At 37.8% G+C, this 21,371-nt stretch carries 20 protein-coding genes; 9 read left to right on the top strand and 11 right to left on the bottom strand.

Annotated elements, in window-relative coordinates; all coding sequences use genetic code 11:
• Nucleotides 1-543: 543 nt before the first annotated feature.
• The 7 genes from AC22ZQ_RS03390 to AC22ZQ_RS03360 form a co-directional block, all read right to left on the bottom strand.
• Nucleotides 544-1,437, bottom strand: a complete 894-nt coding sequence (locus tag AC22ZQ_RS03390) for a mechanosensitive ion channel family protein (RefSeq protein WP_318957201.1) — start codon at nt 1,435-1,437, stop codon at nt 544-546.
• Between the two features lie 214 nt (nt 1,438-1,651).
• Entirely contained in the window at nt 1,652-3,070 is a 1,419-nt protein-coding gene (pyk, locus tag AC22ZQ_RS03385; RefSeq protein ID WP_318957199.1) for a pyruvate kinase, read from the bottom strand.
• 1 nt (nt 3,071) lies between these two features.
• A complete protein-coding gene (locus AC22ZQ_RS03380; protein WP_318957198.1) occupies nt 3,072-3,491 on the bottom strand; it encodes an IPExxxVDY family protein in 420 nt (139 codons plus the stop codon).
• Between the two features lie 67 nt (nt 3,492-3,558).
• Nucleotides 3,559-4,284, bottom strand: a complete 726-nt coding sequence (gene rnc, locus AC22ZQ_RS03375) for a ribonuclease III (RefSeq protein ID WP_318957197.1) — start codon at nt 4,282-4,284, stop codon at nt 3,559-3,561.
• 2 nt (nt 4,285-4,286) lie between these two features.
• Nucleotides 4,287-5,540, bottom strand: coding sequence for a beta-ketoacyl-ACP synthase II (gene fabF, locus AC22ZQ_RS03370; protein ID WP_318957196.1), 1,254 nt, complete (start codon nt 5,538-5,540; stop codon nt 4,287-4,289).
• A gap of 33 nt (nt 5,541-5,573) precedes the next feature.
• Nucleotides 5,574-5,810, bottom strand: coding sequence for an acyl carrier protein (locus AC22ZQ_RS03365; protein WP_090247749.1), 237 nt, complete (start codon nt 5,808-5,810; stop codon nt 5,574-5,576).
• A gap of 67 nt (nt 5,811-5,877) precedes the next feature.
• Nucleotides 5,878-6,621, bottom strand: coding sequence for a nitroreductase family protein (locus AC22ZQ_RS03360; protein ID WP_318957194.1), 744 nt, complete (start codon nt 6,619-6,621; stop codon nt 5,878-5,880).
• Between the two features lie 11 nt (nt 6,622-6,632).
• Between AC22ZQ_RS03360 and purN the strand changes: the two genes are divergently transcribed.
• Together purN and AC22ZQ_RS03350 are read left to right on the top strand one after the other, a co-directional pair.
• Nucleotides 6,633-7,205 (top strand): phosphoribosylglycinamide formyltransferase, encoded by a 573-nt coding sequence (gene purN / locus AC22ZQ_RS03355; protein ID WP_318957193.1) that lies wholly within the window; start codon nt 6,633-6,635, stop codon nt 7,203-7,205.
• Entirely contained in the window at nt 7,205-7,816 is a 612-nt protein-coding gene (locus AC22ZQ_RS03350) for a MarC family protein (RefSeq protein WP_318957191.1), read from the top strand. The genes purN and AC22ZQ_RS03350 overlap by 1 nt, the downstream gene beginning before the upstream one ends.
• Before the next feature lie 50 nt (nt 7,817-7,866).
• Here the strand turns inward: AC22ZQ_RS03350 and AC22ZQ_RS03345 are convergent, their stop codons facing one another.
• Nucleotides 7,867-9,009, bottom strand: a complete 1,143-nt coding sequence (locus tag AC22ZQ_RS03345) for an alginate O-acetyltransferase AlgX-related protein (RefSeq protein ID WP_318957190.1) — start codon at nt 9,007-9,009, stop codon at nt 7,867-7,869.
• A 3-nt stretch (nt 9,010-9,012) separates the two neighbouring features.
• The gene (locus AC22ZQ_RS03340; RefSeq protein ID WP_318957188.1) at nt 9,013-10,278 is read right to left on the bottom strand and encodes an MBOAT family O-acyltransferase; all 1,266 of its coding nucleotides are present in this window, start codon (nt 10,276-10,278) and stop codon (nt 9,013-9,015) included.
• A gap of 242 nt (nt 10,279-10,520) precedes the next feature.
• On the opposite strand from AC22ZQ_RS03340, the gene AC22ZQ_RS03335 reads away from it, so the two are divergent.
• Nucleotides 10,521-12,086, top strand: coding sequence for a hypothetical protein (locus AC22ZQ_RS03335; RefSeq protein WP_318957187.1), 1,566 nt, complete (start codon nt 10,521-10,523; stop codon nt 12,084-12,086).
• 160 nt (nt 12,087-12,246) lie between these two features.
• Here AC22ZQ_RS03335 and AC22ZQ_RS03330 read toward each other — a convergent pair whose 3' ends face one another.
• Entirely contained in the window at nt 12,247-13,449 is a 1,203-nt protein-coding gene (locus AC22ZQ_RS03330) for an acyl-CoA dehydrogenase family protein (RefSeq protein ID WP_318957186.1), read from the bottom strand.
• 115 nt (nt 13,450-13,564) lie between these two features.
• Between AC22ZQ_RS03330 and AC22ZQ_RS03325 the strand changes: the two genes are divergently transcribed.
• The 6 genes from AC22ZQ_RS03325 (at nt 13,565) to AC22ZQ_RS03300 (ending at nt 19,868) form a co-directional block, all read left to right on the top strand.
• Entirely contained in the window at nt 13,565-14,281 is a 717-nt protein-coding gene (locus tag AC22ZQ_RS03325; RefSeq protein ID WP_318957184.1) for a DUF4271 domain-containing protein, read from the top strand.
• A 30-nt stretch (nt 14,282-14,311) separates the two neighbouring features.
• Nucleotides 14,312-15,064 carry a uroporphyrinogen-III synthase gene (locus tag AC22ZQ_RS03320; protein ID WP_318957183.1) on the top strand — a complete coding sequence of 251 codons (753 nt, stop codon included), beginning with the start codon at nt 14,312-14,314 and terminating at the stop codon, nt 15,062-15,064.
• A gap of 171 nt (nt 15,065-15,235) precedes the next feature.
• Nucleotides 15,236-17,761, top strand: coding sequence for a transglycosylase domain-containing protein (locus AC22ZQ_RS03315; RefSeq protein WP_318957181.1), 2,526 nt, complete (start codon nt 15,236-15,238; stop codon nt 17,759-17,761).
• Nucleotides 17,762-17,764: 3 nt separating this feature from the next.
• Nucleotides 17,765-18,460, top strand: a complete 696-nt coding sequence (locus tag AC22ZQ_RS03310) for a CoA transferase subunit A (protein WP_318957180.1) — start codon at nt 17,765-17,767, stop codon at nt 18,458-18,460.
• 28 nt (nt 18,461-18,488) lie between these two features.
• A complete protein-coding gene (locus AC22ZQ_RS03305; protein WP_318957179.1) occupies nt 18,489-19,145 on the top strand; it encodes a CoA transferase subunit B in 657 nt (218 codons plus the stop codon).
• A 9-nt stretch (nt 19,146-19,154) separates the two neighbouring features.
• A complete protein-coding gene (locus AC22ZQ_RS03300) occupies nt 19,155-19,868 on the top strand; it encodes a glycosyltransferase family 2 protein (protein WP_318957177.1) in 714 nt (237 codons plus the stop codon).
• Nucleotides 19,869-20,237: 369 nt separating this feature from the next.
• Here AC22ZQ_RS03300 and AC22ZQ_RS03295 read toward each other — a convergent pair.
• The coding region (locus tag AC22ZQ_RS03295; protein WP_318957175.1) for a murein hydrolase activator EnvC family protein at nt 20,238-21,371 on the bottom strand (1,134 nt) is incomplete at its 5' end.

Below are 21,371 nucleotides of genomic sequence, written 5' to 3'. Positions count from 1 at the left end.
TGTTACAACTACGCTATCAATAACAGTTTGAGAAAATGCCACAGATTGTAGCAATAACAACACAATAATAAAAACTGATTTAATGGCTAAGTCAACTCCTATTCTTTGTTTGTTAATCGTATTCATAGAATAAACAGTTTAAAATGTATAATGGGTATCGAATGAAATTCAAAACCTCAGTAGTAACAGTCTCCTTGTCTGAATTTCCGGAGTACTTTTGCTTTTTTTTTAACGGCAAAGGTAATCCGTTAATGACTATGAATCATGGGGTTATTGATGAGCAACTGCTATGCGTGACCAATAACGCGGTAGATTGTTATTCGTAAGTTCGTAGTAAATATTCGTGTAAGATTGTAAAAGGACAAGCTTCAAAAATGTTCACATGAAGTAAGTTTTCATGCCTTGAAATAGAATTTTTTAAGCCCTTGTAGATGTAGCTTATTTAAGAAATAATAGGGGAAAGGGGAGAGAATTGCGAAGGAGATTAATTTTTAGGTAGAAGAAAACTATTAAAGCGCTGAAGGTATTGGTTGGAAATGCTTTTTAGTTTTCTTTTTTCTCTATTATATGCAAATCTCTCTGCGGGAAAGGTATTGAAATGTTGTTTTTAGCTAAGCTTTTATAGATTTCTATGCGCAAGTTACTTTTTAGGTTATCAACTGTAAATGCTTGTCTTGTCCAGAAAATCAACTCAAAATCCAGAGAGGAATCTCCAAAGTTTTTAAAACGTACAAAGGGTTTTGGGTTCTTTTCAATTTCGTTCATTGTTGACATGCATTGTTCTAGAATGTCAATAACTTCTTCTACATCAGAGCCATATGCCACGCCTATGTCGACCATAAAACGAACACTTCCATGGTTGTGGCTCCAGTTGATTACTTTTTCGGTAACGAATTTCGAGTTTGGAATAATGATCGTTACATTCTCGCGTGTAATCAGTTTTGAGTTTCTCAGGTTTATTTCTTCTACCTGACCAATGATTCCATCAACTTCTATAATTTCTTTCACTTTAATGGTACCTTCAAAAAGAAGAAATACTCCTGATACAAAGTCAGAGAAAATATTTTGAAGTCCCATACCAACACCCACCAATAGTGCGGCGGAACCTGCTAGAAGCACAGATACTTTAATTCCAACAGAGTCTAGCATGATAACGATACTGATGACCCAAACAAAATACTTGACCAAAAGGTAAATAGAGTGTCTGCGTTTAAACTCTTCTTGGGCTAAGGTTTTCTTCGGCGGTTTCTCTATGATTCTTCTAATTAGCTTAAGGAGAACCAATGTGATTGCGAATATGATTAGAATTACACCTATATCAATGATTTTTAAACTGTAGTTCTCAACAGAACTCAAAAGATCATATCCTAATATTTCATTGACAGTTTCGAAAGACGTTGAACTTTCTATATTCAGAATGTCCAAAAAGAAGTGCATAATTCTGGTTTATAGTTTGAGTTACTTCCTTCTTCGTTATTTCTGAAAGAAGTAAGAAGCGTTAAAATGGTTTCTCTAAAATAACAGAAGTTCTTGATTTAATCTTTATCGATTTCAAAAATTGTTGATTTCTGGAGTAGGTCTTCGCTGGTTTGGATTTGTTGGTCATAAAAAAAGCCACAATACTGTGGCTTTTTTTGAATTGGATAATTTACTATTCAACATAGCTTAATTTCAACATATTCGATCTTCCTTTTTCTTCGATAGGAATAGAAGTAATGTTGATCATTAATTCGCCTTGTTGTAATCTGTTTTCTTTTTTCAATAAGTATTTGATATCCGCAATTGTGTGGTCTGTACTTACCATTTTATCATAGTAGAATGCATGTACTCCCCAGACCAAGTTTAACTGCGTTAGAATGGCCTTGTTGCTTGTAAATACAAAGATGTTAGCCTTTGGTCGCTGTGAGGCGATTTTGTAGGCTGTATAACCCGAAAATGACATAGTTACGATGGCATCAGCTTCTACTCGTTGCGCTAAACGAACTGCGTTGAAACAAATACTATCAGAAATGAATCTTTCTTGGTTCTTCTCTGGCAATTCCTCTTTGTGGTAGATACCTTCAAAACTTTCAACTTTTGTAACAATTTTGCTCATGGCTTCGATCACCTCAAGTGGAAATTTACCTACAGAAGTTTCACCAGAAAGCATTACTGCATCGGCACCATCTAAAACAGCATTGGCAACGTCGTTTACCTCTGCACGTGTTGGTGTGATGTTCTCTATCATAGATTCCATCATTTGTGTAGCAACAATTACAGGTTTGGCGTGTTGGTAACCTTTTTGGATGATGAGCTTTTGAACCAATGGAACATCTTGCATAGGAATTTCAACTCCTAAATCTCCACGTGCTACCATCAAAGCATCACTTTGCTTAACGATTTCATCTAAATCTTCTACAGCCTCTGGTTTTTCAATTTTAGCAATCACTTTTGCTGAGTTATGCTGTGAAGAAATTAAATGTTTTAATTCAATGATGTCTCTTGCTGATCTTACGAAAGAAAGTCCAATCCAATCTACATTGTGCGCCAGGGCAAATTCTAAATCTTCTCTGTCTTTTTTCGTTAATGAAGGCATTGAGATTTTTGTTTGTGGTAGGTTCACTCCTTTTTTAGAAGATAATGTTCCACCATGAACAACTTTTGCCTTAATGATTTTACCATCAGAAGAAATTACTTCTATTTGAAGTTTACCATCATCCAATAAGATAAGTTCACCCTGTTTAACGTCTTTCGGTAATTGTTCGTAGTTAATGGCAATACGTTCAGAAGTCCCTACGTGATCTTTATCTGTACAGATTTCTATTTCTTTTCCATTAACTAATTGTATAGCATTGTTCTCAACTTCTCTTACTCTAATCTTTGGACCTTGTAAGTCGGCCAATAGAGCGACATTAGATCCTAGTTCTTTGTTGATTTCACGAACAGTTTTTATTACTTCCAAATGGTCTTCGTGTGAACCATGAGAAAAATTTAAACGGGCTACGTTTAGTCCTGCTTCTATCATTTTTTTCAGCATCTTTTTAGGAGCTGATGATGGACCTATAGTAGCAACTATTTTCGTTCTTTTCATCTTAAAAAATTAATTTGTCGGCTGATTTGAGTTCCTCGGGGTCAAAAATCACCGCGGTTAATATAGTTGATATTGCTTTGATTTGTGTTACCAAATCATCAATATCCACACTGACATTTTCTCGTATAACAAGAAAGTAGTCTATTTGTTGTTTCTCAGGCATGAGGAATTTGCCTTCGCTTTTGTTCTTTATTAAGTAGTATTCCGTGTTCTCTACTTCGTCTATGTATTCATAGAAGGAGTGACTACTAACGGTAAGTCCTTTTTTATTGGATACACTAAAATCTTCATCTGCTTTTTTGAGTCCGAGTTTTAAAGCCTCGTTTAAACTCCAACACAATCTATAATCACTGTGGTGACTGCAGATTCCAATAAGGTCGTAATCGTAGTCTGACTCTAAAGTAAGTAAATGTTTAGCCATATTTATTCACTGTAAAGTAAAGGTAACAATAATAACAAATAAGAAGTAGGTCAGAATGTAGAAGGGATTAGATTTCCCCCATCAACAATAAGGTCTCTTTGGAAGCAGCTTGTTCTGCTACTTTTTTAGAGCTACCAGAACCCATTCCAAAAGATTTGTTTTGAATCACAACCTCAACTTGGTAATTCCATTTATGTCCCAAGTTTTCTTCCTTCAACACTTTGAAGTCAAGCGGAAGTTTATTCTTTTGCGCCCATATGTAGAGCTTAGATTTGAAATCAATTTCTTCTTCGAGAAGGTTGTTTAGGTCTGTGTATTTCCTAAATACATGATATTTTACAGTCTTGTAAACAGCTTGATATCCACCGTCTAAATAAATGGCCCCGAAGATGGCTTCCAAAGCATTACCTTCTAGCGTACTTACTTTAATGGTACGGCCCTTTTGGTAGATAATGTGTTCGATTAAACCAATCTCAGCAGCAATGGCAGAAAGTGATTTACGGTTTACCACCTTTGACTTAATCTTGGTAAGATAACCTTCGTCTTCTTTCGGAAATTTCTCAAAGAGATAATCAGCAACTATGGCATCAAAAATCGCATCCCCTAAAAACTCTAGACGCTCATTTGATCGTAATTTCTTAGAAGTATTTGCAATGGATTTATGCGTTAATGCTTCTTTGAAAAGACGTAGTTTTTTAGGCCTATATCCAAAGCGCTCTATAATAAAGCGAATGAGTATAAGATCCTGTTTACTTTTGGTTGAAGATCGAAATTGAAAAAATCGTCGTAGCAATCCTATCCTTTGAATTTTTTGAAGATCGCAGATGTGTTGTGACCACCAAATCCAAATGTGTTAGATAGCGCAGCGTTCACAGTTCTCTTTTGAGCTTCGTTGAAGGTGAAATTTAACTTGTTGTCAATCTCAGGATCATCCGTAACGTGGTTGATCGTTGGAGGAACAATGTCATTCTTAACTGCTAAGATACACGCAATAGCTTCAATGGCTCCAGCAGCACCTAAAAGGTGACCTGTCATTGATTTTGTAGAACTGATGTTCAAATTGTATGCGTGATCACCAAATACTGCTTTAATCGCTTTTGTTTCAGCGATATCACCCAATGGAGTAGAAGTACCGTGTACGTTAACGTAATCGATTTCTGTAGCGTCCATGTGTGCATCTTCCAAAGCAGATAACATCACGTTTCTCGCACCAATTCCTTCTGGATGTGGAGCTGTCATGTGGTACGCATCTCCAGACATACCTCCACCTACTAATTCAGCGTAGATTTTAGCACCTCTTTTCATGGCGTGATCGTAATCTTCAAGAATCAATGCACCAGAACCTTCACCCAATACAAATCCGTCTCTGTCTTTGTCGAACGGACGTGAAGCCGTTTCAGGAGAGTCGTTACGTGTACTAAGCGCTTTCAATGCGTTGAATCCACCCATTCCCATTTCGTTTACTGCTGCCTCAGAACCACCAGTTACGATAGCGTCTGCTTTTCCTAAACGGATCAAATTGAATGCATCAATGATAGCGTTTGTAGAAGAAGCACAAGCCGAAACTGTTACGTAGTTTGGTCCGCGTAAACCATATTTAATTGAGATATGCCCTGCAGCGATATCAGCAATCATTTTCGGGATGAAGAAAGGGTTAAATCTAGGAGTGCCATCTCCTGAGAAGAAGTTTTGAGCTTCGTCTTGGAAAGTTTTTAAACCTCCAATTCCTGAACCCCAAATAACTCCGATTCTGTCTTTGTTACACTCTGCAGTGTCCAAACCAGAATCAGCCATGGCTTCCGTTGCAGAAACCATGGCATATTGTGAAAATTGATCTAATTTTCTGGCTTCTTTACGATCTAAATGATCGGTAACGGTAAAGTTTTTTACCTCACAAGCAAAATTCGTCTTGAATTTTGAAGCATCAAATTGTTGAATTTGAGCCGCACCGCTTTTTCCACTAATTAATCCAGTCCAATACTCTTCAACTGTATTTCCTATTGGGGTAAGGGCACCCAATCCTGTAACAACAACTCTCTTAAGCTCCATAAAACAAATTTTACGTAAGTGATGGTTTAAAAATTACTTTGCGTTTTCTGTGATGTATGTAACAGCGTCTCCAACAGTTTGGATGTTCTCTGCTTGATCATCTGGAATAGCAATGTTAAATTCTTTTTCGAATTCCATAATTAATTCTACAGTATCCAAAGAATCTGCTCCTAAATCGTTTGTGAAAGATGCTTCAGCGTTTACTTCGCTTTCTTCAACACCTAATTTATCTACGATAATTGCTACTACTTTTGAATTGATATCAGACATTTCTTTAACTTTTTAAAGGGTTAATTCGACCGCAAAGAAAAAAGTAAAACTTTATAAAACAAAATTTTTATTCATAATATTGAATTATTTCACGCTTCGCTTTCCTTTTTAAGTCTGGAACTCGCGCCCCTTTTTTAGGGTATCCTACTGGGATTAGTAGGAAGGGTCTTTCATTCTCTGGTCTGTTCAATGCCTTGATTAAAAAATTCATTGGACTTGGAGTATGTGTCAATGATACTAATCCTGCATTATGAATTGCAGCCAATAAAAAACCTGCGGCCAAACCTACAGATTCATTAACATAATAATTGTTCTTTTTTTTACCGTCTACAATATCGTAAGGTTTTTTCATAACTACAATAATCCAAGGAACAATTTCTATGAATTCTTTCTGCCAGTCGGTACCCAAAGGGGCAAGGTCTTTCAACCATTCTTCCTTCATGCGACCATTGTAGGATTTGTATTCCTCCTCTTCTGCTAGTTTACGGATTTCACTTTTTAGTTCTTTATTCGAGATTAAACAAAAGGTCCAGGGTTGTTTGTGCGCTCCCGAAGGTGCGGTACTTGCGGTCATGATAATATTCTCAACTACTTCCTTAGGTACGGGTGTATCTGCGAAATCTCTTACCGATCTGCGCTGATCCATAAATGTGAAAAATTCTTTTGATTTGTTGAGCATTTCACTTTCGTTCAAGTCCTGACTTTCATAAGGAACAGTAGGGTATTTATCTTTATCTTGGTTTGCCATATATAAATAAACAGAGAATAAATCTGTGGCCAAAAAATAAGAATAAATACGTTGAATGTTCATAACTTTGCCCCATGAAAAAAATTAAAGTCTTCGTTTTTGCATCAGGTGGAGGAACCAATGCTGAGAAATTATTTAGCTATTTTAAAGAGTCTGACCAAGTTGAAATGAGTAGAATGGTTTGTAACAAAGAAGGAGCTAAAGTATTTGAGCGAGCGGAAAAATTTGGTATTGAATCTACTTTGATCAGTAACGAACAAGCAGCAGATAGTGATTTTCTACTTGAGCTTTGTGCATCGGCAGACTTTATAGTACTTGCAGGTTACTTAAGAAAAATACCCGCTAAGTTTATTCAACATTTTCCAGAGCGTATTATTAATATTCATCCAAGTTTGTTGCCGAAGTATGGAGGTAAAAACTTTTATGGTGAGAAGGTACATTTGGCTGTTTTAGCGAACAAGGAGAAGGAAACAGGTATTACCATACACTATGTGAACGAGAATTTTGACGAGGGCAGAATTATAGCTCAATTGCGCACAAAATTAGAGGAGACGGATGATTTAGCAGCTGTACAACGCAAAGTGCAGATATTAGAACACGCATACTTTCCATTCGTGGTAGAACAGGAGGTGCTTAAAATTAAGTGATGATAGATTTCTTTTTAGAGTTTAGTTTCAACGGCTTTTTGAAAGCCTTCATGGTATTGTTTGCCGTTATTGATATCGTAGGATCCATTCCGCTTATTATTAAGATTAAGGAAAAAAATGAAGTGAATCCTATTAAAGCATCTTTGGTGTCTTTGGGTATCATGTTGGCCTTTTTAATTGTAGGGGAAGGAATCTTGGGTGTTTTTGGTGTTGGTGTAAGGTCCTTCGCCGTTGCCGGTTCCCTCATTCTTTTTGCCATGGCTGTTGAAATGATCATGGGAATTGAATTGTTCAAGGATGATGGTCATGGAGGTAGAATGGCGAGCATCGTACCGCTTGCTTTTCCAATCATCGCTGGAGCAGGATCTATGACAACTATAATTTCACTTCAAGCGGAATATTCGTTCATCAATATTGCATTGGCCATTATTGTGAATATACTCCTGGTATACATAGTACTGGTATTAACCAAGAGAATTGAGAAGTTGTTAGGACCCGGAGGTATAGCCATCTTAAAGAAGGTTTTCGGGATTATATTATTGGCGATTGCCATCAAGCTTTTTGCGACTAATATTCCAGCATTGTTTGAGAACTTGCACGGAGCACATTAATAAAATTAGATAGAAACATGATTAGGGCTTTCAGTAATGGGAGCCCTTTTTTAGGGATAATATATAGCGTACATCTGATCTATCCATCCAAAAGCAAAACGGTATAGATTTGCGTCTGTAGAAAGTAGGATGATGACATCAGAACTTTCAACTTCTTTTTGTATTTGTAGCTCCGAGATATCTATTGCTTGCTCATAATTTCCAGCGAATGCTTTTTGGTTGTAGTACCAGAAAGGGCTATTATTAAAAGCTTTATGTGAAAGTCCAAGGTTGTATAAGCCCCAGTAATAACTATCGGCAACGGTGATGACTTTTGGTCGGGCACTGCTGTCTGGAATATCGTAAGTGTAGGAAGGGTAACTCATCATTAAATCTGGAATGTCGAGTAAAAGATTCATAGATTGCTCTATATCATCATCTGTATCCCATGCCTCTGAACTTTTTGTTATGGCAGTAATGTTGATCCTAGGAGGATGTGTGATTCCTTTCATATCGGCAATAAATTGTATTAAAGAATCCGCCACCTTCAACTCGGCATATTTACTCCAATGAACTCCCGTCTTGGGGAAAAGTGCATGTTCAGAGCTGTCTTTTTGTGCCAAAAACCAAGCTTTGAAATTTATCAAGGGAAGTTGTTGTTCTTGGAGATGTTTGAGGTAATACTCGTAATTGGTAGCGCCGACCTCTAAAGAAGTATATTCTTCAGGGAAATACTCGGGGAAATAACTCCCTTTACCTGGCGCCAAAACTACAATTAGGTCAGTGCCCAATTTCTTTAGAGTGTCTTGTATTTGCTTTAATTTAATGACCTTTTCTTGAATGCTATCTTGACCAATGAAATCTAATCCAAAGTAGCTGTTTATATAGTTTTCCTCATAGAGGTAATTATCCTTCCCAATGATTACATTCTGAACACTTATTTTTTCAAAGAGAGAAAAGTTAATTTGGTTGAAAGTCCTAACGAAAAGAGATCGATAGCCGAAGTTATCATTGATATGCTTGTCTAAGGTATCCTGAAAAGTACCCGCAAACCAATTGTCCATTGAAAAGGTGGGCGCCTCTTGTTTTTCGTAGTAGCCTTTAAGGCCTTTGATTTCTTTCCCTTTAAATAAATTATTAGAAAGCGGGAGCAACATTATACCTATAAAAAGGAAGAAAAGTAGTTGGTGTAAATTCTTTTTAACAGCCTTCATTGCTTAAAATTTAAAATAAATGAAAGGGTTAAAATCTGAACTTGCTACGGATGAAACCGAAATGAGCAAAAGAAACATGGCACTTGCCATTAGTAAGAGATGTTGCTTGTTTTTATGTGTTTTTTTGAAATATAAATAATGCTCCAACTGCTTGCCTTTATTCCAAACCGTAAACACACTAAAGAAGATGGCAAGAGCAAGTACGGTAATAAATTCACGGGATAAACTTAAGGTATTGGTGCTCTCGAAGCTGTAGAGTTTTTGGAAATATAAAAGGAGTTCTTCACTGCTTTCTACTCTGAAAATAACCCATCCCATCACGACGAGGAAGAAGGTAAAGATATTGGCAAATAGAGGGCCAGCCTTTTCCAGAAAGTTTTGTAAAAACAGCCGTTCCAAAATTAGAAAACAACCATGGTATGCTCCCCATATCACAAAATTCCAAGATGCTCCGTGCCATAGTCCAGAGAGGAGGAAAACAAACCATAAATTGAAATATAAACGCGACTTTGTTTTGACACGATTTCCGCCTAAGGGAATGTAGAGGTAGTTGCGCATAAAATCACCTAGGGTGATGTGCCACCTTCTCCAAAATTCGCTGATACTTTTGGATAAATAGGGAGAGTTGAAATTTTCTGGGAAGGTGAAGCCCATTATTTTTCCAAGTCCAATTGCCATATCTGAATACCCAGAGAAATCAAAATAAATTTGGAAGGTGTAAGCCAAAATACCCACCCATGCGGCTGGAGTATCCATATTTTCAATGTTGTTTAAAATTAGATCGGCTTGTGCACCTAAAGGATTAGCAAGGAGCGTTTTTTTCGCCAAACCAATGGAGAAACGGTAGAGTCCTTGCAGTTTGTCCTCATAAGATTCTTTACGTGCAATGATTTGATCTGCCACGGTATTGAAACGCACAATGGGTCCTGCTATCATTTGCGGGAAAGAAAGGATGTAAAGAAAATAATCTTGAATTTTTTTCAGCGGTGGATGTACTCCTCTGTATACATCAACTGCATAGGTGATGGTTTGAAAGGTGTAAAAAGAAATTCCTATCGGTAGTGCAACTTGCGTCCAATGCAATGTTTGCCAACCCATTTGTTGGAAAAATGCATTTACATTTTCTACAAAGAAATTGGCGTATTTAAAATAAGCGAGAAGTCCTAAGTTGAGGACTAAAGAAGAGATCAGTAATGCTTTTCGTTTTGAGTTATGGGGTTCCTTGGCCAGTTGACGCACTATGAAGAAGTCGACCAACGTTGAACCCAACAAAATAAAAATAAAGCTAGGCGCTCCCCAAGTATAGAAAATAATACTTGCAAAAAGGATGACCCAGTTTTTTAATCCTTGAGGAACGAGGTGGTATATCAGTAGAAATAGGGGGAGGAAATAAAAAAGAAATAGAATACTACTAAAAACCACGTTTTTCTATGTTGAATATATATCAGATGGAAATTGAAAGCCAAAAATAAGAAACAAATACTACTTTAGTTTCCTACACGCTATATCACATGAATAAATTGCAAAAAACACAGTTTTTTTATCCTTTACTTACATTGATTCTCGGACTTTTCTTGGTTCAGTTTAGAGTTATGGGGTGGGATTTTTCTCGTATTCCGGGAGATTTAGGAGATGCACGTTTTAACATGTTTTTATTAGAACATGCCTATCAGTTTACTTCGGGACAATGGACAGAGTATTGGAATGCAGGTTTCTTTTTCCCAGCTTTAGAAACCATCGCTTATTCAGATAATTTATTGGGTGCATCGCCTATTTATAGTTTTGCTAGGATGATAGGTTGGAGCAGAGAAGGAGCCTTTCAGTTTTGGATACTGGTTGTAACTACCCTGAACTTTATTGCGGCTTACCTCTTGTTTTTTAGGATGAGCAGAACAACTGTTGGGAGTGCATTGGGTGCGTTTGTTTACGCCTTCTCTCTTGTGTTGTTTTCGCAAATGTACCATGTGCAAACTATGCCGCGTTTTGCGATTCCATTGATGTTGTTGTTTTTCTACAATTTTCATAAAAAAGGGAAAGGATTAAGTTTGGTAGCGGGTGTTTGGATGTTAGTGTGGCAGTTTTGGTGCGGTATCTATTTAGGCTTTTTTGCCTTGTTTGTTGGTGTTAGCTACATCCTTTGCAGTTTGCCTTTTTATTGGAAGAATTATCTGCAATTGTTACAGCGTTGGAAGTCGCTGTTATTTGTAGGTGTGAATCTGATCATGGGTGTATTAGCGATGTTGAAACTGATGGTTCCTTACATGCGCAGAGCAGAATTTAGTATACCCTATACCCAGGATAGGATTATGGCTACGGTACCTCGGTTAGGTTCTTATTTCTATAGTACGGATGATGCCTTCTTATGGGGTGTTTTGTCTGGGGTAGGTGATGATTGGGAATGGGCATACACCCAGACCTTGTTTATCGGAGGAATAGCATTGCTTAGTATTTGCACCTGTTTTTTCCTTTTACTAAAATCAGATTTTCGTAGGCTTGTTTTAAGGGGTGAGGTATTCCCTTTTGTAATTACAGCTTTTTTAAGTTTAATTTTCTTTATGAAATGGGGGGATTTCAGCTTGTATACACTGTTGATGGATTTGCCTGGTTTTGGAGCTTTAAGAAGTTTAGATAGGATGATAAACGTACAACTACTTTTTGCCGGTATGGCGCTAGTGGGCGTGTTGTATTATTGGAGGAAATATACGCGAAAGTGGTGGGTGTTTGGCATCCTCTTGTTAGTGTTAGGTTTGGACAATTATCAGGTAAATGTAGAAGCTGTAACTTTTGCTAAACAAGAGGCACAAGATAGAGTGATGAAGGTGAGTAAGCAATTGGAAAATTTAGATAAAAATGCAGTTGTGGCTTATCAACCCGATAGTTTAACGGAGCCTGCAATTTTCTATCAGTTAGATGCTATGTTGGCTACACAAGAACATGGTTTGAAGAGTGTGAATGGCTACAGTGCAACTTCTCCTTATGGCTTTGACTTATTTTGGCGAGAATTGAACGATGCGGGTAGAAGAAAGTGGATGGAGATGAGTGGAGCGGATACAACACATGTAGTGGTGATACATTAGTAAGGATTAAAATCTGCCAGGGATGGGAATGGATATCCCGTCCCCAAGTTCCTTGGGGAGAGTAGCAATGGAAAGCCCGTGAAGGCAGCCCAAAGAAAAATAGAATGCAAAAAGAAAGGGACCTCGAATGGAGATCCCTTTGCAATTTTTATGTGTTGACTTATTTGTTTAAGTCTGGCATTTCTCTTGTGAATGCTGGAATTCCCGTAACATCCATACCTGTAATTAACAAGTGGATATCGTGTGTTCCTTCGTAAGTAACTACTGATTCTAAGTTGGCCATGTGACGCATCATAGAGTATTCAGAAGTAATACCCATACCACCGTGGATTTGACGTGCTTCACGCGCAATGTTCAAGGCGATTTCAACGTTGTTACGCTTCGCCATAGAGATTTGTGCTGAAGTAGCCTTTCCTTCGTTTCTTAACTGCCCTAAACGGAATGTCAATAACTGAGCTTTGGTGATTTCGGTAATCATTTCTGCCAATTTCTTTTGAATCAACTGGAAAGACCCGATAGGTACATTAAACTGTGTTCTTTCTTTTGAGTATCTCAATGCTTGATCGTAACAATCCATAGCAGCACCTAAAGCACCCCATGCGATACCGAAACGTGCAGAATCTAAACACGCTAATGGTGCTCCTAATCCGCTTTTACCTGGTAATAAGTTTTCTTTTGGAACTTTTACGTTTTCGAAGATTAATTCTCCCGTTGCAGAAGCTCTTAAAGAAAGTTTACCGTGCATTTCTGGCGTAGAGAAACCTTCCATTCCTCTTTCTACTACCAATCCGTGAATTCTTCCTTCTTCGTTTTTGGCCCAAACTACTGCGATGTCAGCAAAAGGTGCATTAGAAATCCACATTTTAGCTCCATTCAATAAGTAGTGGTCTCCCATGTCCTTAAAGTTAGAAATCATACCTCCTGGGTTAGATCCGTGATCTGGTTCCGTTAAACCGAAACATCCAATCATTTCTCCAGTAGCCAACTTTGGTAAGTACTTCATCTTTTGCTCTTCAGATCCAAATTTCCAAATTGGGTACATTACCAATGAACTTTGAACTGAAGCTGTAGAACGAAGACCTGAATCACAACGCTCTAACTCTTGCATGATTAAACCGTAAGAAATTTGGTCTAATTCAGGTCCACCATATTGTGCTGGAATGTAAGGACCGAAAGCTCCAATTTCTCCCAATCCACTTAAAATGTGCATAGGGAAAGTTGCATTCTCGTAGTGCTCATCAATGATAGGAGAAACTTCTTTCTTTACCCAAGCACGAGCTGCGTCACGGATTAATTTGTGTTCATCTGTAAGCAAGTCATCCATGTTAAAGTAATCTGGATGTGTATATAGATCTGTTGCCATCTGATTTTATTTTATTTTAGAATCGCCACAAAATTAGCGAAATATCTAGATTTTTTAAGTTCTTTAGCCAAGTGATTTAAAGATTGCTTCTATTTTTGTGAAAGCTCAATACTCTATGTTACGAAAAAGACTTCTTTTTTTAATTTTAACATTACTTGCTCAAAATTCATGGGCGAGCGAGCAAGTTTATAACCTCACGGAGCGATCGAGTAGTGTTCCCACTTTTGTTTATTATGTATTGTGCGGAAGTTTGCTCATCCTATCGGTAGCTAAAATTATCAATGCTGAAATATTTGGAAATTTTTCTTTTGCGTTCGTTTCTGTGAAAAGCATGTTTATGCTTGAAAAAGAGGGATGGAATACTTTGAAAGATGGCGGTTGGCTTTTACTGTTGAATTACTTTGTGGTCATCAGTTTAGGGCTTTACTTGTTTTTGGAGCATTTTAATTTTAACAAAGTGTTAAGTTTTGCGCTGGCGATTTATTTTGTACTGCAAATGTTGGCGTTGTTTTTAACAGGTTTTGTCACTGGTAACCTCAAGCGCTTTTTTCACTCTTTTAGAAGTTATACGCTGGTGCATCAAATGCTGGGAATTGCCCTAATTCCTTTCTTGTTGATTTGGGTTTTAAATGAAGGAACAAACTCTATTTATCACTGGATTTTTATCGCCTTGATTCTTGTGTTTCAGTTCTATAAAGTATTTCGCGGTTTTGTGATTGCATTTCGACAGAATTTTGAATGGTATTATATTATTTTATACCTTTGCACGCTGGAAATTTTACCCATCCTCGCTTTAATGAGAGCGTTAGGGGGTGAAATGGAGGGAGTGTAAAGAAGTATAAAACTATAATAACTACAGATTTTGAGCGTAAAAACCATACTAGTATCGCAGCCAAAGCCTGAGAACGACAAGTCTCCTTATTTTGACTTGGCGGAAAAGTATAAACTGAAGATAGATTTTCGTCCGTTTATACATGTCGAAGGTGTCGAGAAGAACGAGTTCAGAAACCAAAGGGTAAACTTACAAGATTTTACTGCAGTAATTTTAACATCAAAAACAGCGGTTGACCATTACTTTAGAATAGCGGAAGAAATGAGATATGAAGTGCCAGATAGCATGAAGTATTTCTGTATTTCTGAAGCCGTTGCTTACTACTTACAAAAGTACGTTACGTACAGGAAGAGAAAGATTTTCCATGGTAAGACTACGATTCATGACTTGATGGATGCTATCAAAAAGCACAAGAAAGAGAAATTCTTGTTGCCATGTTCTGATATTTTAAGAGACGTGATTCCTACTGTTTTGAATGAGAATAAGATTGATTTTGAAAAAGCAGTACTTTACCGTACAGTTTGTTCAGACTTATCTGATTTGGAGTCAGTAACTTACGACATGTTGGTGTTCTTTTCACCATCAGGTATTGAGTCCTTGTTAAAGAACTTCCCTGATTTTAAACAAAATAACACCATGATTGCTGCCTTTGGTCCAACAACGGCCAAAGCAATAGTAGATAATAACTTGAGGTTGGATTTACATGCGCCCCAGCCCAATGCACCGTCTATGACTATGGCAATTGAAAATTACGTAAAAGACTTCTTGAAGAAGAAAAAGTAATTTCAAATAGAAAATATTAAAAGAAACCACGGCGAGAGTCGTGGTTTTTTTGGTTTAAAGGGTGTTGACTTCTCATAATTCAGGCCTTTTATTACAAATAATAAATCACCTACATCTTCACCCATATCTTTCCTTACAAATAACTATTTTTATCCTGTAATTACATTTCCCATGGCAAAAGCAAAAAAAGAAAAACAAAGCTTTACGTTTAAAACAAAACTTTTCATCTACCTAATCATCTGGTTAGGTGCGATGTTACCGCTTTTAGGTATACTCTATCTGCGTTATATTGTAACCGATGAGGAGGATCTTCCTTCGGTGGCTATGTTGGAAAATCCACCAGAATTGTTGGCGACAGATATTTTAGCAGATGATGGAGAAACTTCTTTGGGGAAGTTTTGGAAAATTAACCGAACATCTGTGACCTATAATGAGATTTCACCCTATGTGATTTCAGCTTTGATCTCAACGGAAGATGAGAGGTATCAGGAGCACTCTGGAATAGACGCTAAAGCGGTGGGAAGAGCTTTGGCAAATATGGGGAAAGCCGGAGGAGCATCTACGATCTCTCAGCAATTGGCAAAGTTGATTTTTACATTGGCGCAGAGAGACAAAGAAAGAGCTGCTGCTTTACTCGATGATCCTGAAAAGGAGAGCAAAAGGGAAGTGAGTGGTTTGGAAGGACGTTTGTATGAAAAAGTGCAAGAGAATATTATTGCCTTGCGTTTGGAGGAGAAATACACCAAAGAAGAGATCATAACCATGTACTTGAACCAATTCGATTTCTTGTACAATGCGGTGGGTATTGCTTCTGCCTCTAAAGTATATTTCGATTGTAAACCAAAAGATTTAACCAAAGAACAAGCAGCTATGTTGGTGGGGATGTGTAAGAATCCATCGCTGTATAACCCACACTCTTTCAATGTTAGAAACTACAAAAAACGATATGCGAGATACAATAATATTGATGAGGGAAATGTAACAGATGAGCAAGCGAGAACTTTATTTGTGAAAGATTCAATGAGAGCTGTGAACAGACGTAATACGGTTTTAGACTTGTGGAGAAAAAACAGTAGAAAAGGAAATGAAGCCTTAACAGCAACCATTGATTCTGATGAGGAAAGAGACAGTCTTCAAAATTTAAATATAGTAACGGATTACCAACGTGTAGACCACAAAGAAGGTATTGCTACTTATTTTAGAGAAACCTTAAGGAAAGAGGTTCAGGATGTATTGAGAAGTAAGGATGAAAATGGAGATTACATCTATGCAAAGGCAGATGGTACTCCTTTCAATATCTACGAAGATGGTTTGAAAATCTATACTACCATTAATGCGGATTTACAGAAACACGCAGAACATGCGGTACACAAGCACTTATCTGAAACGCTGCAAAGAGAGTTTACTAAAAACAATAAAAGAACAAGACATTTCCCTTTCTCTAATCGCTTAACGGAAGATCAAATCGATAGAATAGTGAATTCTGCCATGAAGCGTTCTGAACGTTACAAAATGTTGAAAGCAAATGGCCTTTCACATGATAAAATCGTGAAGAAATTTAATGAACCCACTGAGATGACCGTCTTCTCTTGGAAAGGGGATATCGATACGGTGATGAGTCCATTAGACAGTATACTTTACTACAAAAACTTTTTACAAGCGGGGATGATTTCTATACAGCCGCAAACTGGTTTTGTGAAAGCTTGGGTTGGAGGAACTGATTTGAATCACTTTGCTTACGATCACGTAAAGCAAGGGAAGCGTCAGGTAGGTTCTACGATCAAACCTTTTGTTTACTCTGCTGCGATGAGGTTCGGTGTGGTGAACAAATGCACAACTTTTCCAAACATCGCGTATTGTGTAGACGTTACTGAAACTAGTGATCCAGATAAGTTGAAGTCGTGGTGTCCTGGAAACTCAGGCGCTGATTTAACAGGAGAGCCCATTACGGTTGGTCATGGTATTGCCAACTCTATGAACAATATTACAGTAGCAGTAATGTCTAAAATGGGAGGTACAGCCGGACCACAAGCAGTGGCTAAATTAATGGAAGATCTAAATATTACTTTACGTAAAGAAGATATAGTTCCAGCCATGTGTTTGGGGGTTATGGATTTATCTTTATTTGAGTTGGTAGCCGCTCAGGCAACTTTTGTTAATAAAGGAATTTACAATGCACCTACTATTTTATTAAGGATAGAAGATAGAAATGGAAATACCATCTATGAAGCACAGCCAAACTCAAAAGAAGCGATGTCTGAAGAATTGGCGTACGCTACACTATCGTTAATGAAAGATGTGGTGCAAAAAGGTACAGGTGCTAGCTTAAGAGGTTCTTACTGGCCATGGGGAGGAATTACTTACCCAACTGCGGGTAAAACGGGAACAACTCAAAATAACTCTGATGGTTGGTTCATGGGCTTAACACCTGATCTAGCAACGGGTGTATGGGTTGGAGCAGAAGATAGAGGTGTACACTTTAGAAGTATGCAATGGGGACAAGGTGCACGTATGGCTTTACCTATTTATGGGTATTATATGCAGAAGGTGTACAAGGACCCTAAAATTAAGATCTCTAAAGAGGACTTTGAGATGCCTATCAATTACCAAAATTCTGTGTATAATTGTAGCGGCGAGAATAACAATAATGGGCCAGGAGAATCTAGTAATTCAGATGAGGTGCCCGATTTATTTTAAGATATGAACAAAGTTGTAAATAATGTTGAAGATGCTTGCAAAGGCATAGAGAGTGGAATGACCCTGATGTTGGGTGGTTTCGGTTTGTGTGGTATACCAGAAAACTCTATTGGACAATTGGTAAAAATGGGGGTGAAGGATTTGACCTGTATTTCTAACAATGCCGGTGTAGATGATTTTGGTTTAGGATTATTGTTACAAGGGAAGCAAATCAAGAAAATGGTTTCTTCTTACGTAGGAGAAAACGACGAGTTCGAACGTCAGATGTTATCAGGTGAACTAGAGGTAGATTTAATTCCTCAAGGTTCATTAGCAGAGCGTTGTAGAGCAGGAGGAGCCGGTATTCCAGCTTTCTTTACACCTGCTGGATACGGTACAGAGGTAGCAGAAGGTAAGGAAGTGAGAGAATTCAATGGAAAACCACATATTTTAGAAACAGCATTAACGGCAGATTTTGCTATTGTTAAAGCTTGGAAAGGAGATACAGAAGGAAATTTGGTGTTCAAAGCAACAGCGCGTAACTTCAATCCTATGATGGCTATGGCAGGTAAAATAACTATCGCAGAGGTGGAAGAATTAGTACCTGCAGGTGAGTTAGATCCAAATGAGATTCATACTCCAGGAATTTTTGTTCAACGCATCTTTAAAGGTGAAGCTTTCGAAAAGAGAATTGAACAAAGAACGGTACGTCAAAAATAATTTCCAACCTTCAAAAAATTAGATACAAATGGCTTTAGATAAAACAGGTATTGCAAAAAGAATTGCACAAGAATTACAAGATGGTTGGTACGTTAACCTAGGTATAGGTATTCCAACTTTGGTGGCAAATTACATCCCAGAAGATATAGAGGTTGAATTCCAATCAGAAAATGGAATATTAGGAATGGGACCTTTTCCTTTTGAAGGAGAAGAGGATGCAGATTTAATCAATGCGGGTAAGCAAACGATTACTGCCCGTCCGGGTGCTGTATTCTTTGATTCAGCTACTTCTTTTGCAATGATACGTGGACAACACGTACAGTTAACAGTTTTAGGTGCTATGGAAGTAGCGCAAAACGGTGATATCGCAAACTGGAAGATTCCAGGGAAAATGGTGAAAGGAATGGGAGGAGCAATGGATTTAGTGGCTTCTGCAGAAAACATTATTGTAGCCATGATGCATACCAATAAAAAAGGTGAGTCTAAAATATTAAAACAATGTTCATTGCCTCTAACGGGTGTTGGGTGTGTTAAGAAGGTGGTAACAAACTTGGCTGTTTTGGAGATTAAAGACGGACAATTCCACTTGGTAGAAAGAGCACCTGGTGTTAGCGTTGAAGAAATTATTGCGGCAACTGAGGGCGACCTAGTAGTGCCAGACAACGTACCTGAAATGAACATTTAATACTAATCAATGAAAAAATTATCCATACTCATACCTGCTTACAACGAGGAAAATACCATTCAAATCATTCTTGATAAAGTACAAGAAGTAGAATTGGTCAATAATATTCAAAAGGAAATTGTTATCGTTAACGATTGCTCCAAAGATAAAACGGTACAGAAGATAGAAGAGTACATGGAGCGCAATCCTAACATGGACATTCGCTTTTTTAGTCAAGATAGAAACCAAGGCAAAGGAGCAGCCATTAACCGCGCTATCCAAGAAGCTACAGGAGATTATATCATTGTACAAGATGCGGACTTGGAATATGATCCACATGAATATAACTTGTTGTTAAAGCCAGTATTTATGGATAATGCGGATGTGGTTTACGGTTCTCGTTTTGTGGGAGCACAACCGCACAGGATATTGTTCTTTTGGCATTCAATTGGGAATAAGTTTTTAACGCGACTTTCTAACATGATGACCAATTTGAACTTAACTGACATGGAGACGTGTTACAAGTTGATTAGAACGTCCATTGCGCAAAACATCAAAATCAAAGAAAATAGATTTGGTATTGAGCCAGAAATTACCGCAAAATTGGCACGTATAAAGAAAATTAGAATCTATGAAGTAGGTATATCATACTACGGTAGAACTTACGAAGAAGGGAAGAAGATAGGCTGGAAAGATGGTTTCAGAGCCATCTACTGTATCTTCAAATACAGATTCTCAAAATAACGTAAAGGAAGGCCATAGGTCTTCCTTTTTTTATGCTCCGTACGCTAAAGTTTTGCTCTATACTGTTTTGGCATCCTTATCGCGCTTTCCGCTGTAGTTTACCTTGTTCACCTAAGTTTTGCTAAGCTTATTTGTAGCTTCCGGTGGTCGCTAAAAAGCGCAAAGCAGAACTAAGCCTTCACAAGGCAAAGCTGCCGCTACAATCACGGGCTGATAGATAGTCTAGAGTGTGAGTAGGAAGTATACCCCCTAATCCTTCAACGAGGTTATCGAGAGAGCGCTGAGGTGAGCGAAGTCGAACTATCGAGATGCCGTAAGAACAGAGGATAAATATTTTGAATTCTTGATTTATTGAATCTTGGAATCACGCTAAGATCTTGCAATCCACAAGTTAGGATTCAATCTTTCGACACCACCTTCGGTAATAACATGAATCTCGAAGTGAACAACAGATAGTTCTCCGTCTTTAGAAGGCAATAGAGATCCGATTACTTGCTTTGCATCTAATTCCATACCCTTGGTAACATATACCTCCTGTAAGTTGGCATAAACGGTTCTATAATTGCCGTGTTTTACAATCACAACTTTCCCACCTCCAGAAATACTAAATACGCTGGTAACTTCACCCTTAAAGACTACGCGTACTTGCGCATTTTTAGGAGAGCTTATATCTACCCCATTGTTATTGGTAAAAACATTGTTTAAAGTCGGGTGAGGGTTGCGACCGTAGTTTTCAGTGATCGTACCGCGTTCTACCGGCCATGGTAATCTTCCCTTGTTTTTATCAAAACCATTACTCTCATCTAAGTCATCTTTGGTTGTTGGAAGTGGAGCGGGAGTTGTATTACCTTCAGCTTTTTTACGGGCTTCTTCTGCTCTACGCAAACGCTCTTTCTCCTTTCTAATACGTTCCAATCGGGCTTGTTCAGCAGCAATTTCTTTGCGTATAGCTTCTTGAATTTTTGCTTGTAACTTCGATTTTTTTAATTCTTGGTCGTGCAAGTTTTTACGCAAAGTTTCCTCCTCAGCTTTGAGTTGCTGGTATACAGTTTCTTGTTGTTGTTTGGCCAAGAGTATGGCTTCGCGTTCTTCCTTCTTTTTCGCTAACAATTCTAGCTTTTTCACCTTCTCTTTTTCCAAGGCTTCAATGTCAGATTGTAAAGCATTCATCTTTTGATGTATTACGGTAAGCTGTTTCTTTTGAACCTCAGTTAACTTTTCTAAATACAGCTTGCGTTTTTTAGCTTCTTCAATGGTTTCCGAGCTAAAAATGTACATTAATTGACCGTACTTGCTACGTCTCTTGTAGGCAAAAAGTAAAAGTTCTTTGTATTGGTTTTTGAGCTTATCTATACTCTCGTTCAAACCATCAATAGAAAGGGTTTTCTCCTTTATGGTAGCTTCGGTAGAGCGAATTTGATTGTCGAAGTTGCGCAAGAGACGCTCACGATTTTTAACCTGATTGTTCAGTAACTTTAGTTCTTCTAAAGAAAGCTTCGTGTC

Source organism: Lishizhenia sp. (assembly GCF_057456495.1).
The sequence above is the reverse complement of the archived record's forward strand: the minus strand, read 5'-3'. Positions and strand labels throughout refer to the sequence as shown.